The organism is Providencia sp. PROV189, from assembly GCF_028480065.1.
GTDB classification, from domain to species: domain Bacteria; phylum Pseudomonadota; class Gammaproteobacteria; order Enterobacterales; family Enterobacteriaceae; genus Providencia; species Providencia stuartii.
The window spans coordinates 85,854-101,202 of the sequence record NZ_JAMPOG010000011.1; the positions used below are offsets into that span (position 1 = coordinate 85,854).

Genomic DNA, 15,349 nt, shown 5'->3' on the forward strand with positions numbered 1-15,349 from the left:
AAGTAGATAATCTGGTGTAGCTTCAATAATCGCGAGCACATCTGGTATTCCATTACCGTTGATACACAACTTTTCCATTACAAATGGTCATAATGACATTGGTTTTCCCTATTTGCTCAGCCGGAATAGTAAATAGGTCATGACTTAATATTTGTAAGTCAGCCAATTTCCCTACTTCTATCGAACCTCTTTCATGTTCAAGATGTTCCTGAATGGCACCATTAATGGTGTACATGCGAATGGCATCCTCAATCTTACAACCTAGGTCAGATTGATAAATTTGATTGTTTTTAGCTTTTCTAGTCAGCGTAAATTCAAGTCCTTTTAACCAATTAAATGGGAAGCAACAGGCATCAGAGCCAGCAGCAACCACAACGCCTTCATTAATATAAGACTGCCAGTCAAATAACTTAGCGTTGTACTCATCGGGTATAATCTGCTTAATATCATTGATCATGCTATAGCCTGCGATTGGTTGGCAGGATAGCAAAATATTATTTTTTGCCATTGTTTTCGCATTCTCAATCGTGAGATCATCACCATGAATAATAAAATGGCGTAAATCTTTATTTGGCATGATCTTTTCTGCATAAGAAAAGGCATCTATTGCTGCATCAATCGTTTTTCCACCAATTGCATGAATACCAACCTGCCAACCTAAGCGGTGTAATTCAACAATGGTTTTATTAAGTTCGGCAATTTGTTCTTCAACACTATGACCAGCAAAGGTTAGCTCTCCTTGATAACCATTGCATGATCTTCGAATACAAGGTGAACTATCACCAAATAACTTTATCGTATCGACTTTTAACCATGATTTATCGGTATGAAGTGGATATGAAAACGCTTCGGCACCAGAAATAATATTTTTAAAACTGTGCACACCTTCTTTTGCCGCAAATAAATTAACACTAACCCGAGTTAATAACTTATTTTCATCATAAAGCGCCTTATAGAGCTTTATGACTCTGCTACTCCAAGCACCATGAAATAGATTATCGCCTCCTGGCCCTAAAATATCGGTGTAACTTGTGATGCCATTTTGCAGTAAATGATATTGGATAAGTAAAATATAGTTTTTAAGTTCTTCATCAGATAGCTGAGGTAAATATTTCCCGACAAGGTTCATGGCTCCCCATTCAGAAATAATACCGTTAGGCTCACCTTGCTGATCAATACCTATCCGTCCGACCTCTTTCGGTAGCTCTATGGATTTAGAATTTAATCCTGATAATTCTATAACCTCCTGATTAACAATTAGGTTATGTAAACTAAAATCGCTAAAGCTTGCTAATTTCCCATTCGTTTTTTGGGATAAGTAAGCTTGGTTAACCGCGATTTTTTCGTCGTTATCATCAAGGAGTTCAAAGGGGCATCCAATGCCGTAGATCCAGTCCCTGTTTTTTTTAGCGGTTAAATGAGTCTCCAACTGACTTTCAAACTCATTTTTTAATTTACTCTCAAACAAATTTAGGAAATCACCAGAAATCAGCATGCCCGTGTGTGTCGCATGGATATGCGCATCATGTGCAGCAGGTAACACAAGCTTATTTTTTGCATCAATTATCTGAGTATGAAAACCTATTTTTTTAAAAATATCATCATTATCACCAACAGCAATAATTCTCTCTTTTGCAATCGCTATCGCCTCATAGAAAGAGAAGTTTTTATCTACCGTTGCAACCTTGGCATTAATAATGACTAAATCAGCATCTTGACTCATTATAAACACCTTATGTTGGAATATAATTTAATGGGTAATTTAATGAGTTAAGAGAAATAATATTTGCACCGGCTGGAATATTAATCATTTTATTCACTTCTGACAGATTTCCCCAGCCTTTCCCTGTTGTCGTCTTATTCTCCAAGTCATAAACAAAAACAAAGGATAGGTCGATTAATAGCTCTCGCCAAGTCACCACATAAGTAGAATCGTCAAACTTATAATAACTCACTTGATCGCATCCCCCATCACCTTTTCTGATACCATTAATGACGTTATAGCAATACCAATGTGAATTGATATAAATATGCTCATACACTGTCGGTGGTAAATTCGAATAACAATATAACGCCCGACTGCCAATCAAATCACTCGTAATAAAAGGATACCGGCATTCATTAACTTTATGGTTTCCAGTCAGTATTATTGCTGGTGTAAAATATTGCTGATAATTAGACGCTAACTTTAATGGTATTGGCTTGCTGTGATCAGGCAAACTTTTAGGCTGATATTGTGTAAGAATAAATAGCGCTTTATTTGTGGTAAAATCGAGTGCAATAGATAGCGTAATTTCCGTATGCTCTGGAAATAAAAGATCCACAAAAAACAGATTATTTCTCACCTCAACCGCTTCATAATTTGCCTCTTTCGGGATAAAAATACCTTGTTGGTGATAACCTTCTATCGTGCAGCTCTTTTGATCGAAAAAGATCTCAATCACTGCGTTTTCTGTTTTAAATTCTATCCCTGTCAGGCTAATTTTTTTGCTTTGAGGTAAACGATTATGGCCCAACTCCCCATAACTCACTTCAGATTTCAGTTTGGCGTATTCTGTGAATGTTTCATTCACCATTTCTTCCGAGAGGTGCCATAATTTTTGACCGAAAGCGACATCCAGTACCCATGGAATAACCCCCGTTCCCTGCCGTGTATCCTCATTAATTTGAGAATAACTGCAATGTTCTAAAAAAATCCCCCCTTTATCCGCAAATTCAGGGTGACACAATGCCATAATCTGTGTTGCAACACCGGCTGATAATGATTTTACAGGTACTTTATTGGTGTCCTGTTTCTCTGCTAACTCTTTAAAATCATCGTGCTGCAAATGCAGATGTAGGTTTGTATCAAGAACAATGCCGGGGGCTACCGCAAAAGCTCGAATATTATAATCTTTCCAGCGCCTATCAAACTCAAATGCAAATAATACATTTGCTGATTTAGATTGCCCGTATGCAGTCCAACGGCTGTATGGTCGATGATTGAAATTTGGATCATCTAAATCGACATTACTTAAGCGATGCGCCCCCGATGTCATCATAACAACCCTTGCACCTTTTAATAAGCAAGGTGTCAGTTTGTTAATTAATAGAAAATGCCCTAAATGATTAATGCCAAACTGTTGTTCAAATCCATCGACGGTTAATTTAAAATCAGTGGCCATTACCCCGGCATTAGCTAATATCCCATCAAGTTTCACATCTTCTAGAATAATTTGCTTTACGAAACGCCGAATATCATTTAACGATGACAAATCAAGCAATTTAATTTCAAATAAAGCATCATCAAATTGTGAAGAAAGCTCCGTATAAAGTTGTTGTTTTTTTTCCTCTGTCCTGACGGTAAGAACAACATATCCTTCATGGCTTAATATTGCCTTAGCAGACTCTTTGCCTAATCCAATATTAGCGCCTGTGATTAGATACTTTTTATTCTTTAACGATATTCCGTCTAGTACTTCATTCCACGTAGTATGCACATGATAATGATTTAAATTTTTTGTCATTATTAAGCCTTATCTTTATTATTTTTAAAAATTATTTTCATAATGATTACCATGGAGGCAACAAGTAATAATAAATTGAATAAAAACATTGCAGAAAAACTAACACGCTCAATTAACATTCCGCTAAACATCGGCCCTAACGCGATACCCAGCCCCAATGTAAGTGATGTAAGGTTCATAACATTTCCATCGACTTCATATTCAGCAGCAATACTCATCGTAAATGGTAATATTAGTGTCCATATATATTTAAAAGCGTAACAACTGATAATCACAAGCATGATGCTAGTATTTAAGTACATTGCTAGCACAGATGCGATTAAAAATATAAAGCAAGTAACAAAAACTAAATTTACTTTTTTACTAAATAAAATTGAAGTTCCCGCGCCCAATATACCGACCATACTTGCCGAACCTAAAATGTTATACACGACTGAAAGATCGACTTGTAACGCGCTAAGATAACCTCCAATAAATGTCCAAACACCAGCAACCACGACATTAAATAAGAAGATACCGGCTAAGCATAGATACATCTCATTTTTTACTGTACGATTTTTTACCGCTCCTTGGGCTTGTTCTTTAAAAATATTTTCCTCTTTCATTCGCCAAATAGCATCTATACCTTTAGTTAGCGGTAAAACACAAACTAACAGTATGGACACGAAAACATAAACTGAAAATATGCCATAACTTTCAAGGAATAGCGGTAAAATAAACAGCCCTAAACTCCCTAATATAATTTGGCTAAATAGGGAGATACTGAACGCTCGATACGAGTTTGGCAATAACGCCATACACGAATTGGTTATGATAAAAATAGTCGATCCTGATATTGCAGAGAGGATTCTGATAGCAATATAAAGATTAAAATGATCTTTAATTAAAAAACCTGAGATAATGTTTAATACCGCGGTAAGTAGGATCATAGCCACATAAATATGATACCAGTTTATCTTTGTTTTTAACCAAAAGAAGGCAATAACGTTTGCTAACATCCCGGTTAAAATTTCTATCATATAGATAAAACCTACTTTTTCTGGCGAAAAACCAAGTTCCTTATCCATTTGAATAGTAATTAATGGTGCCCACAAGAACATCATCGGAATAAATATTCCACCTATAATAGGTGAAAGATAAACTCGCCATGTTGATAACTGCATTTTTTGAGACTTCATAGATCCGACTGATTCACTCATATCAAACCCTCTTATTTTCCATTTTTCATAATATAAATATAAATTTAAAAAACTTTTAATAGCTAAAGGTGACATTTTTTTGTTTTTATACGTCACATAATAAAATACTGGATAATGCATTAAAGGTTTTCACTTTTAAAAACAGCATTTAGAAATCCAGCGCCGCAATTTAATCCAAAAAAAACAAGATCACTCAGTATAAAAACCCAACCTTATATAATATCTCGATATCAACAGCTACCATGGTCCCTATTGGCAAATGACATTCTCTTAAATTCATAAAACCCTACTTTTCAGATTGCTTAATATTAATCACAAAATATAAATGTTATTGGCTTAGTGTTTTATTTATCACTTTGCCCTTCATTATTTATAAAAAATAAAAATCAATTAATTAATTCAATCAATATTGAGGAATAAAGAATGGCTAATTCCATGATTAAGCATACTAAAAAACTATTAGCATTAGAGATATTTTCTATATTAACCGCAAGTTGTTATATTCCTAAAATCAATGCTCAACCATTTTTTGATGATGCAACATTAAAAGGTGGCATCTATTATTGGCAAAGGGATAGATCAAGAAAAGAATTAACACCCGGCAGTGATAAATATGGTCAATATACAGATAATCTTAAACACTCATCATTAAATATAGCTCTCGACTTTTCTTCTGGTTATATTCAAGATTTTATTGGCTTTGATTTTGCCGGGTATACTGCTGTCGAATTATCAAACGGCGGCCCTGCCGCACCGAATGAAATTGGCTTTAGTGATGCCAAAAATGTTTGGGATGAGAAAGGCACAGGCGACCGTAATGGGTTTACCTTCACGACCGCTGCAACAAAATTAAAATTAGGGCCATTTTGGGGTAAAGCAGGCTATATACAACCAAGTGGTCAAACTTTGTTAGCCACCAACTGGAGCTTTTTACCCGGTACTTACCGTGGTGCCGAAGTGGGGGCTGAATTTGATACCGAGGACAGTGGGAAATTTAATATTTCCTATATGTGGACGGATCAATATAAAGCGCCATGGTATCGTGAAATGTATGAATTCCGCGAAGCCGACTCAACAACCACGATTGATTATTTACACTCACTGGGTGTGAAATATGATGCCAAAAACAAGCTGGTGCTAGAGGGTGCAGTTGGTCAAGCTGAAGGTTATATGGATCAATATCTTGCCAAGATCTCTTACGCATTCCCGCTTGCTGGACGTGATTTAAGAGTATCGTATCAATTCTACGGCGCACAAGATAAAGACAATAGTGGTGGTGTTAATGATGTCTATGATGGATTAGCTTGGTTACAGGCGTTCACTTTAGGCTATACCTACGATGCTTTAGACTTCCAAGTTGAAGGAACGATGGTGCACTCTCCTGGTCAACAAGGTTACTTCTTACAGCGCATGACCTCGGCTTACGGCACTTCAAATGGTCGTATAGATGTTTGGTGGGATGCCCGTTCAGATTTCAACTCCGACAATGAAAAAGCGCTATTTGCTGGTGTGACCTATGATTTATCCAGTTGGGATCTCGCAGGTTGGAAAATCGGCACCTCTTATGTTTATGCTTGGGATGCAAAACCGAGTAATAATCCAATTTATGACCAAAGCCAACGCGTCAGAGAAAGTGCATGGAATTTTGATATTCTCTACACCATTCAAACTGGTAAAGCTAAGGATACTACCTTTAAATTACATTACACTCGTTTTGATAACCATAGCGATATCCCAAGCTGGGGTGGAGGATTTAATAACATTTTCCAAGATGAAAAAGATATCAAATTTATTGTGACTGCCCCATTTACGATTTTTTAATTAACACAATAATTTATTAAATTTATTTTTCTTGGATGCTTAGGTTTTTTAATAGCAAATGATCGTTATCTTTTCATTTATGCCGGTCATAATTATGACCGGTATTTCACTCATAACTACGGATAGCCCCTATCCATTATCGCTAAAAATGGCAATAGCAAACAAACAAGGCTAGCCAAGCTGCCAAAAATAGAAATGATATTTCCATCTGAGTTAATGCGAGCCATTATGCGAAATATCCCTCTAAATCGCGTCGATAGCATAAAACGCGATGTGTGGGTGCATTCTCGACCATGTTTAAAAAATGGTTGAGCAAAACACCTTCAAATTTTATTCAGCGTATTCATCAATAACAGAGGATGGGTTGAGCCGCCATTTTCCTCCTAATGCAATAAATGAAACCAGCGAGATGATTATCTAACAAAAACAGACCAAGGCACGCTTCCCAAACCTGTTTCAAGATAACTGGCTCTTACGGCTCAACCGAATAGCTTATTGTCAGCAAGACAAGTTAATCATAAGTCGCAATCAACCACGCAGATCCTCGATAATCCCCCGCAGCTGCATTTTGCCCTTGAATGCGACTGGTAATGCTGATGGTATCGAGTTGATGGATCTCAAGGTTTAAACTTTGCCCCGTTTGCCCTGTCGCTTCATCGGTCATTGTTAATTCACTATAAATGACATCGTGATGGTTTAACTGGCTTTTTAATGGCAAGCGCTTTTGAGGGTCATCATCTTTGGTGTAATCCAAACGTAATCGGATGTTAGTCGATGATTTAAACTTACAACTGTAAGTGACTTTTTCTACCACTGTACTATCGTAATTCACACTACTGAGTTTGCCATGACGTAGGCTGACGGTTTCTGCTTGCCCTGTGCTAGTCATGGTCGTGCACAGAGAGCCAATATGAATTTGTGAAGCAGCCAGCCGTAATGGAACCGTTGTCTCATTGATAGGCCAGCTGTCGTAAGGCGGTACCGTTTTCTTGGCGGTATAAGCGCGAACATAGCCACCTAAATCCATAGCATTTATCACTAATTGCCCATCAATAATTCGCTCATTAATATAGAAGGTTAATTTGATTGGAAATTGGCTATAGAACTGCCCCGAAGGAAAAATGTCTCCATCAAAGCCATTAGAACAAACCGCAGCGTCAATATTGACCCAACTCATCAAGTTTGTTTCAACCGTCATGACTAAATTACTGTTGATTTGATAGGCTGGTCTCCCTTCAATATAGACACCAGCCATTGGCGCATACATAAATAAGCGATGAAATGCGTTTTCCGATGGGATGCCTACACTGCTCTCTCCCCATTGCCGACCTAAGCATTTAACATAACCGGATACACTCACATCTTTACTGGCACTATCAATTAGCATCGTATTGCCAATGCGGTAATAATTTTTTCCATTAGAGCCAACAAGTGGCGTCGCCACTAATTCACTGTTACGCTCTAATTTGATCACATACCCTGTGTTGGGGTCGACAATTTGAGCTGCGTAATCAGCCGTTGCATCTAAGCTATTTATCATTAAAGATAAACCTATCATCCACGCATAATTTTTAGCTGTCATATACCTACGACCATCATCTTTAAAATCACACATCGCTTTAGCCCTTATTAGTCATACGCGACTAAAATTGTCATAGCAGAAGTGAACTTACCTGCCGCTAATTGTTCAGCAGGAATGCGATTAACAAGGCGCGCCTGTAAATCAGTTTGGTATTCGGTAGCGCTAAGCCGTTGTGGGTTAATTCGTTGCAGCTTGTTCATCGCCAAAGGACGGATGCCCCCGTCGATGACTTCATTGAAAGAGATCCCTAATCCAGAAATTGAGGTCGCTAATACTGTTTGCCCATTATGAATGAATGTATTGTTCCCTTTCGGCGCCAGCATAATCGCTAAATCTTTATTAAAGTCACACCCTGAAAGTTGAATCGCAAACGCTCTATGGTGCGAAGCGCTATTTAATTCATCAAACTTTACCGTACCGAAATCTATTTTTAACGTAGAGCCATGATGTTCACTGTGAATATTGCAGCTAGGCGCCACCATAGTTGCACTGACCTCCACTAAAACATCTGCATGAACTAACGAGCCAAATAGCATTAACACGGTGATCAGTGTCTTGTGTTGTTTCATTATTCGTACTCCACCACAAATGTCGCCGTGCCTTTAAAATCCCCCGTTTTAATTTCACCGCTTGCAGGTTTACGAACAAATACCCCAAAGTTTAATTGTTGGCGATTATCTACGACTGACACGACACCAACCTTAATGGGTTGATTCCAAATAACAGGCTGCTTGTCTTTATCCATTTCTATCAATCCAAGTAACGCCCCGCTTGCGCCTTGCGTCGTTAGATAATGGTTACCATCAATGTCGATTAATTGATGGCTTTGCCATGTTAGACGGATTATTTTATTCAGATCAGATGGGCTACATTTATTAATTTCAATAAAAAAGGGAAACACGTCGCTGACGCTATGTTCATTAAGATATTGTTTACGCAAATAACCTAATTGAATTTGTTTATTAATAGATCCCGCTGCAATTTGGCAATCGTGATGAATAAGTTCACCTTTAAATTCAACATTTAAATGATTTTTACCCAACGCATTTAATGGGCTGAAAGAGCATATGGCAATTAAGATAAATGCTTTATTCATAACTCACCTCTAGCCCCACTCTATTTTGATTTTTATTGAGTTCAGGAAGCGGTATTGGGTTATTGCCATTACCTAAGCTCATCTCAAAATATTCCAATACAACGCCTTGCCGCATATCAATAAATTGTACTTTGACAGGCGTTTTCGCAGCCCCTTTCAAAAGGGCACTGCCACGAAATAGCCCACCACTTCCACATCCTGTCAAAATAGCCTCAGTGTGGCTGATTAAATTACAAGGAGCATGAAATAAAACAGCATTAACCCTTACCCATCCTTGTAATAGCTGCCCATCATCGTCTCCCGTTATCAATGTATTGGAAATCAATGGCGCCGCTTTTGCCCAATTACCTATAGCGCCAATCAGAGCAAGTAGACATAGCAATACAATTTTTGAATTCATTATTTCCTTCCTTTTTATTGTTTGCTGCCAAGATGGCTATCACAGCTCCTCTCTCACGGTGCAAATCGCATCAATACAACGAAATGCCAGAGTTGGCTTGCCACCGTAGTCGTTAATGTAAGTAAGATAAGGAGTTGATAATGAAGGTGATATAATGTCGTGTGTTGATTTAGGTGGAACCATAACAACATCAAAGCGACTTTGTTCAGATTGAGATTTGCTGTTACCTAAGCCAATAACAGTTAAATGAAAAGGCGTATGATTATTCAGTTGATAACCTTTTGCCGTTCTCGCCAGTGTGATCTTATGTGCCCATTGCGTCTGCGACTCTGACAAAATATTCTTAGGGCGATAAAACAACTTAACGCGAGACTGCAAAGCAATTTGTAATGTATTTCCTTCTGTCGATTTAGGAGGTACTTCCCGTAAATTAAAATAAAATACCGATTCTCTATCTTGCGGTAATTGTTCCAGCAGCGGTGTCACACTTAATCGCACTAAACTATCGCTATTGGGTTCAATTCGCTGCAAAGGTGGTGTCGCTAAAATCGCACCTTTGGTTAATTTATTTCCTTGTAAATCTTCTATCCAGCTTTGTGCCAAATAAGCTTCTTCAGGATTATCATTCGTGATCCTGATATTGATCGCGCGTTCATCTCCGGGAAAAACGATCCGAGTTCTATCTAATGTGACGGCACTATGCGCATATAGCGTGGTTAGCAACAGAAATAAACAACAACCGACAAACAGCCCATGACGTAAATATAAATTCAACATACCTAACCTCATAAACCTAATTTAATTATTTTTTACCTAGATGATGAATGAAACTACAACTTCCCCCGTAGGCATGGCAGTAACAACATGTCCGACGACACAACAAACGTCTCTGGCAATTTGATCCCGCATTGCTTTTGGTTATCCCAATAAACAAATAACGACTCTTGTGCCGAAACGCCCACTAACCAAGTCACTCCATCTTCCCCGACAATACCTAATTCACGATTATCAGCATTGCGTACACTGGCACCAAAAGGCGGTTTCTTGCCGTTCTCTAATAACAAAATGGCAAAGAGTTTTTCTCCCTTCATCACCGTTAAATGGCGATAACCAATCGCTCCTTTAGTGAGCGTAATATCGGTTGTCGACGTTAACGTCTCTAAATTATCGGGTAATTTGCTGGTATTAATGGATGCAGTAGACTTACGATAGCTATTCACATTTGGGATTACCGCTACCCCAAAAGCGTTGGTTTTGATCACGCCATTATCTAAAGGCACGCCGCTGATCCCCGACGTATCTATCATTAATCGCGTGTCACCATTTGCTGAACGATGTAATGCAACACCTTTAGCGGTCGCGGTTATTCCACTGTTTATGGAGGCTCCCACACTACGATATTCATGCGGTACATAGCTGGCATTTGCTGAGATATTCGCTTGCGATAAGTCTCGAGAATAGAAACCACTAAGGCTGGTTTGGTTATCCATGTTTTGGCCATGGTGATAACCCATATTTAAGCTGTAATTATCGGTCGTGTTGTAGCCGCTATAACCCACGTTGTGATTGAATTGATTATGACCGGATGAGCGAGAGTAAAGCTCTGAAAACGTTAAGCTATGCCCTGTATAAAGAGGAACCGTTAGGTATAGATTAATTGCATCATCTTCAAAACCATTATCCCGCTCTGTTCGCGTAGCAGACAGCGATAAACTCGCCCCATGTTGAGATAAGGCTGGCAAGTTGAGATGGGTACTTGCATACATCCCATATTGTGTTTGAGGATCGTTTTGCCAATAAGTACTGTATTGATAATTTAAGGAAATATTAAAGTTTTCAAAGTACTTATTCAGGTAAATTTGATAATTCGTTTTCGGCGCATAGGGGGTAATACCTGTACGCGCCTCATCAGAAAATTGTGTCAACGTCCGGTAGTCTTTATCGGCAAAACGGTAGCCTGCAAATGTAATATCCGTACGCAAATCATCAAAGGATTTAGCATAGTTGACTCGATAAGAGCGCCCTCGTCGCTTCTTATCTTCAAGATCAGCAAAGGACTGAGTGATATCAACGGAAATAGCGCCAATGGAAAAAAGATCACGCCCTAAACCTACCGCTAGCGCCTGATAATAACCATTTAACTGAGAGCCTCCGTACAATGACCAAGCATTAGAGACGCCATAGGAAAACTCGCCACCAATAACGGGCTTACCTGTAAGATGATGGCTATCATAACGCGTTTTTCCACCGACTAACTTATAAATAAGGCGTCCCGGTCGCGTTAAATAAGGCAGTGACGCTGTGCTAGCCGTAAATGTCTTCTCTTCGCCATTTTCTTCTCTCACGGTGACATCCAATATACCTCGAATCCCACTCTCTAATGTTTGAATACGAAAAGGCCCTGGTGGAACAAGCGTTTCAGAGATAACCCTATCTTGGCTACGGACGATCACCGTCGCATTGGTATTGGCTACGCCGATAATTTCAGGTGCATAACCAACCAGCTTGGGAGGGAGCATTCTATCGTCACTTTCTAATGACACCCCGCTATATTGCCAAGCGTCAAAAATATCAGAATAAAAATAATTCTCGCCTAACGTCAAAATAGCGGCTGACTCTGTTAATGAAGTGAATGCATATAACCGGCTGAAATCAAACTGATGTGTTTCTTGTGGCGAGTATCCTCCACGCTGTTTTTGGTAGCTTCCATTATAATCCCCGCGAAAGCGCCAAGCGCCGGTATTTATCCCCATCGTTCCATTGGTTGATAAATAAACTCGTTTAGTGCCGCCTTTTTCTTTTGTTGCTGACGCGTTCGCATTGAAATCAATAAATCCCCCGTTTACACCTTCCTCCCATAATGCTGGCGGTATCCAGTAGGGATCTCTGTACTCCATCCACATTTGAGGGATAGTTATTTTTAATGATAATGTTGATAGCTCAACTTGAGTTTGTGCCCCGGATAACAATGATAAATCTAGGCATCGCCCTTCGTTTAACGTGGTTAATTTGCGCTTTGCAGAATGCGTCAATCCTATTAATTGCAGCATATCTGTTGGTATACAAACAAATGGAGAGCGTTGCTCGGCAGAAGGGCTTTTCTCATATACGGAAATATCACGTGGGGCGCCTAAGCGCAGCCCATTAACCCACACAGTTAAAACATAATCTCCCGGCGGTACATATCCGGCGACAGAGAATCGGCTTATATCGATATTTTGCAGATCTTCTGCATCCAGCACATCAGTATTGAATTCAGCAGCACTCGCGCCCCATGTCGTCAGGCCAAACGCCAATAAAATAACCCGCCGTAGTTTGCTATGTTTAAACACCATGCTCTGTTCCATCCCTAATACGACAAAGAAACACCTCAAAAATAAGTGATGAGGCCCTTATTTCTGTTTCTTATTGATAGTCGATGAAAAAACGAACCAAACCTTGATAGCTACCTGCTTGAATCGGTTGCCCTGTCAGCTCGAGTTGTAAGAAGTAACGTAAAAAAAGAGTCTCCCCAGATTTGTCTTGTCGTAACACGTGGTTAGACAAAAAATAGCGCTGCTCAGGAACCAATCTTTTTCGTTGTTCATCCAATACGGAAATGCCTAAGCCGTGTGAAGGCCCCTGTAATACAAAGGCATTTATATTTTGAGTTGTATGTCCGGAAAAACGTATTGACCATGTTTTACTGTCGATTGTCGAGTGCATGCTGCCGCAACCATGTAGCTCAATGATAAAGGGTTGGCTATAGCGCTCACGACCGCTGGCTGTGGATAATAGCGGTAAGGTCAACGGGGAAAAATTGATTGTTTGGTAACGATCAGTCATAGCTATTGAACAGGGAGTGGCAATCACTGTTCCTACTATTCGGGTCATTCCATTGAAAGAATGGCGCTGTGTATCAATCGCAGCATACACGGTAGCGTGACCAAGTACCCACAGCATCATGAATTGTATAATGTGGCGACTAAAATGTTTGTAAGCACTCACAGCACCCTCCGCATGCCTTGATGATTCCGCCAGCAAAAGGCTGGCGGACGGCTATCCTGTTTACTGGTAAGTAATTCGGAAGTTGGAGGTTGCATTGAACTGCCCTTCAACAACATCTTTTGTTGTGTCTACGGCTTTCGCAAATGCTTTGAATTTTAATGTATTATCTCCTTTTTTGTTCGCTATCCGCGATAAAACATCCTTCGCTTTACCGAACTCGAAACCCTCAATACCAACACCGACATTATTCGTGTTGTCCACCGATGTTGAGAGTAATGTGCTTGCAGCGTCAGCATAGCTTTTACCTGTAAACACCAATTCCATGGTTTTCACTGCCATTGGCTTTCCTTCTGCATCTTTATCGAAGTCTGTAAAATCACACCCCGTGAATTCAATATTAAAATCCACCTCGGCAACCCTACCATTCTCAAGTGCACGACGAGAAAGCTGTCCGAAATCAATAGTTTGTTTTAATGATGATTGGGCGATATTACAGGGGGTACTGACGACTGTACCGATAAAATCCACTGTACCTAAGTTATCCGCAGTCGTGTTGAAAGAGGCAACAGATGTAGCAACAACAACCACTTGCGTGAATTTTACTAGTTTCATGTGTTTTTCCTTTCAATATAAAATAAGACTTAAATTGCTATAAATTCATCATAAGGCATTGATATTATGGAATTTACTAATTGATTCTTAATAGGTAACAATAAAAAAATCATCCCTGATCAAACCGCTTTCGTCTCCTTGCATACGCAATGGCGCTTCGCGTATAAATTACCGTCGTTAAATTCTGCTACTGGAGGCTATCTGTAGAGTTTTAATTCCGCTATTTCAGCCGAATAATTTGCCATCACTTTGAAAAAAAAGTCTGACCAATCCATATCTAATCCTTTTAATAAAACATCTAATGTTTCAATGCTGATACTTGTTTCTCCTCGTTCGTAACGGGAAATTTGTTGTTGGCTAATATGCAACATTTTTCCAAGTTGAAGACCAGTTAAAGATTTACCTCTTCTCGCTGCTCTTAAAAAATCACCAATATCTTGTCTTAATAAAATTCTATTTTTGCTCATATTAAAAAACCAATCGTCAGATATTTAAGTTTCATAATAAAGTCACTATTTTTAAATAGCCTTCTCTTATTACTAATAATTAAATTAGCAAATGGATTCACTGATAATAAATAAAAATATAATTTTATTAAAATATAGATTTATCAATTAAATGTGTAAATACGTTTATATCGATCAAACACCCAATTATCAATAGCTAAATCCTATCAAAAATAAGCAAATCGATCGTTTATCACGATGGAATAATAATATAAAATCATTATTATCAAATAGTTAAAAAATATACTTCAATATTGAATAATGTTTTTTGCAATTAATTTTCTTGCTATTTCAATAAAAATAGCGAAAATAAACAGATAAAAATACACTTATCTAAAGTAATTATTTAAATCAAAACTATAGGATATAAAACAGTATATTAAAGCTAAGAAAAGTAATAATCCCACTCAAGAAAACTAAATAAAAAACACTTACAACATAAGAAATTGAAATTACACCATTATAGAGTAAAGTCAGGGTGGAAAAATATTAAATAAAAATAGAATAATTAAAATAAAACTATCTTTGATTTAAAATACACCATTATTATTAAGATATATTTTTATATAGAAACTAATTATTTAATTATATTTTAACCATGGCATTATCCATTTTATATCAAATAATTTTTAATAAAGAA

General features: G+C 38.2%; 13 protein-coding genes. 1 reads left to right on the plus strand and 12 read right to left on the minus strand.

What is annotated here, in order from left to right; genetic code table 11:
- Positions 1–52 precede the first annotated feature (52 nt).
- Genes PR833_RS09365 through PR833_RS09375 form a run of 3 tightly spaced genes read right to left on the minus strand, consistent with a single transcriptional unit; the run spans position 53 to position 4,705 of the window.
- Positions 53–1,723 carry an amidohydrolase gene (locus PR833_RS09365; protein WP_151207882.1) on the minus strand — a complete coding sequence of 557 codons (1,671 nt, stop codon included), beginning with the start codon at positions 1,721–1,723 and terminating at the stop codon, positions 53–55.
- A 10-nt stretch (positions 1,724–1,733) separates the two neighbouring features.
- A complete protein-coding gene (locus PR833_RS09370; protein ID WP_272526051.1) occupies positions 1,734–3,506 on the minus strand; it encodes an SDR family NAD(P)-dependent oxidoreductase in 1,773 nt (590 codons plus the stop codon).
- A 2-nt stretch (positions 3,507–3,508) separates the two neighbouring features.
- On the minus strand, positions 3,509–4,705 hold the full coding sequence (locus tag PR833_RS09375) for an MFS transporter (protein ID WP_014656899.1): 1,197 nt from the start codon (positions 4,703–4,705) through the stop codon (positions 3,509–3,511).
- Positions 4,706–5,140: 435 nt separating this feature from the next.
- On the opposite strand from PR833_RS09375, the gene chiP reads away from it, so the two are divergent.
- Complete coding sequence (chiP, locus tag PR833_RS09380) at positions 5,141–6,526, plus strand: chitoporin ChiP (protein ID WP_169342291.1); 1,386 nt, start codon at positions 5,141–5,143, stop codon at positions 6,524–6,526.
- 511 nt (positions 6,527–7,037) lie between these two features.
- Here chiP and PR833_RS09385 read toward each other — a convergent pair.
- From PR833_RS09385 to PR833_RS09425, 9 genes are all read right to left on the minus strand, one after another.
- Positions 7,038–8,141: a hypothetical protein gene (locus PR833_RS09385; RefSeq protein WP_004926039.1), complete on the minus strand. Its 1,104-nt coding sequence runs from the start codon at positions 8,139–8,141 to the stop codon at positions 7,038–7,040.
- 14 nt (positions 8,142–8,155) lie between these two features.
- Positions 8,156–8,677: a fimbrial protein gene (locus tag PR833_RS09390; protein ID WP_004926037.1), complete on the minus strand. Its 522-nt coding sequence runs from the start codon at positions 8,675–8,677 to the stop codon at positions 8,156–8,158.
- On the minus strand, positions 8,677–9,204 hold the full coding sequence (locus tag PR833_RS09395) for a fimbrial protein (RefSeq protein WP_053110144.1): 528 nt from the start codon (positions 9,202–9,204) through the stop codon (positions 8,677–8,679). Before PR833_RS09395 ends, PR833_RS09390 begins: the two co-directional genes overlap by 1 nt.
- Positions 9,197–9,604 (minus strand): hypothetical protein, encoded by a 408-nt coding sequence (locus PR833_RS09400; RefSeq protein ID WP_004926032.1) that lies wholly within the window; start codon positions 9,602–9,604, stop codon positions 9,197–9,199. The genes PR833_RS09395 and PR833_RS09400 overlap by 8 nt, the downstream gene beginning before the upstream one ends.
- A gap of 39 nt (positions 9,605–9,643) precedes the next feature.
- The gene (locus PR833_RS09405) at positions 9,644–10,381 is read right to left on the minus strand and encodes a fimbrial biogenesis chaperone (RefSeq protein WP_036942049.1); all 738 of its coding nucleotides are present in this window, start codon (positions 10,379–10,381) and stop codon (positions 9,644–9,646) included.
- 53 nt (positions 10,382–10,434) lie between these two features.
- Positions 10,435–12,951, minus strand: coding sequence for a fimbria/pilus outer membrane usher protein (locus PR833_RS09410; protein ID WP_272526052.1), 2,517 nt, complete (start codon positions 12,949–12,951; stop codon positions 10,435–10,437).
- 58 nt (positions 12,952–13,009) lie between these two features.
- The gene (locus tag PR833_RS09415; protein ID WP_223854619.1) at positions 13,010–13,591 is read right to left on the minus strand and encodes a fimbrial protein; all 582 of its coding nucleotides are present in this window, start codon (positions 13,589–13,591) and stop codon (positions 13,010–13,012) included.
- 60 nt (positions 13,592–13,651) lie between these two features.
- The gene (locus PR833_RS09420) at positions 13,652–14,203 is read right to left on the minus strand and encodes a fimbrial protein (protein ID WP_014656906.1); all 552 of its coding nucleotides are present in this window, start codon (positions 14,201–14,203) and stop codon (positions 13,652–13,654) included.
- A 197-nt stretch (positions 14,204–14,400) separates the two neighbouring features.
- Positions 14,401–14,670, minus strand: a complete 270-nt coding sequence (locus PR833_RS09425; RefSeq protein ID WP_004926025.1) for a helix-turn-helix domain-containing protein — start codon at positions 14,668–14,670, stop codon at positions 14,401–14,403.
- Positions 14,671–15,349: the final 679 nt, after the last annotated feature.

Bases quoted from the DNA above. Each gene is read 5' to 3' on its own strand.
- PR833_RS09365 (WP_151207882.1), bottom strand. From the start codon at position 1,723: ATGAGTCAAGATGCTGATTTAGTCATTATTAATGCCAAGGTTGCAACG.
- PR833_RS09370 (WP_272526051.1), bottom strand. From the start codon at position 3,506: ATGACAAAAAATTTAAATCATTATCATGTGCATACTACGTGGAATGAA.
- PR833_RS09375 (WP_014656899.1), bottom strand. From the start codon at position 4,705: ATGAGTGAATCAGTCGGATCTATGAAGTCTCAAAAAATGCAGTTATCA.
- chiP (WP_169342291.1), top strand. From the start codon at position 5,141: ATGATTAAGCATACTAAAAAACTATTAGCATTAGAGATATTTTCTATA.
- PR833_RS09385 (WP_004926039.1), bottom strand. From the start codon at position 8,141: ATGTGTGATTTTAAAGATGATGGTCGTAGGTATATGACAGCTAAAAAT.
- PR833_RS09390 (WP_004926037.1), bottom strand. From the start codon at position 8,677: ATGAAACAACACAAGACACTGATCACCGTGTTAATGCTATTTGGCTCG.
- PR833_RS09395 (WP_053110144.1), bottom strand. From the start codon at position 9,204: ATGAATAAAGCATTTATCTTAATTGCCATATGCTCTTTCAGCCCATTA.
- PR833_RS09400 (WP_004926032.1), bottom strand. From the start codon at position 9,604: ATGAATTCAAAAATTGTATTGCTATGTCTACTTGCTCTGATTGGCGCT.
- PR833_RS09405 (WP_036942049.1), bottom strand. From the start codon at position 10,381: ATGTTGAATTTATATTTACGTCATGGGCTGTTTGTCGGTTGTTGTTTA.
- PR833_RS09410 (WP_272526052.1), bottom strand. From the start codon at position 12,951: ATGGAACAGAGCATGGTGTTTAAACATAGCAAACTACGGCGGGTTATT.
- PR833_RS09420 (WP_014656906.1), bottom strand. From the start codon at position 14,203: ATGAAACTAGTAAAATTCACGCAAGTGGTTGTTGTTGCTACATCTGTT.
- PR833_RS09425 (WP_004926025.1), bottom strand. From the start codon at position 14,670: ATGAGCAAAAATAGAATTTTATTAAGACAAGATATTGGTGATTTTTTA.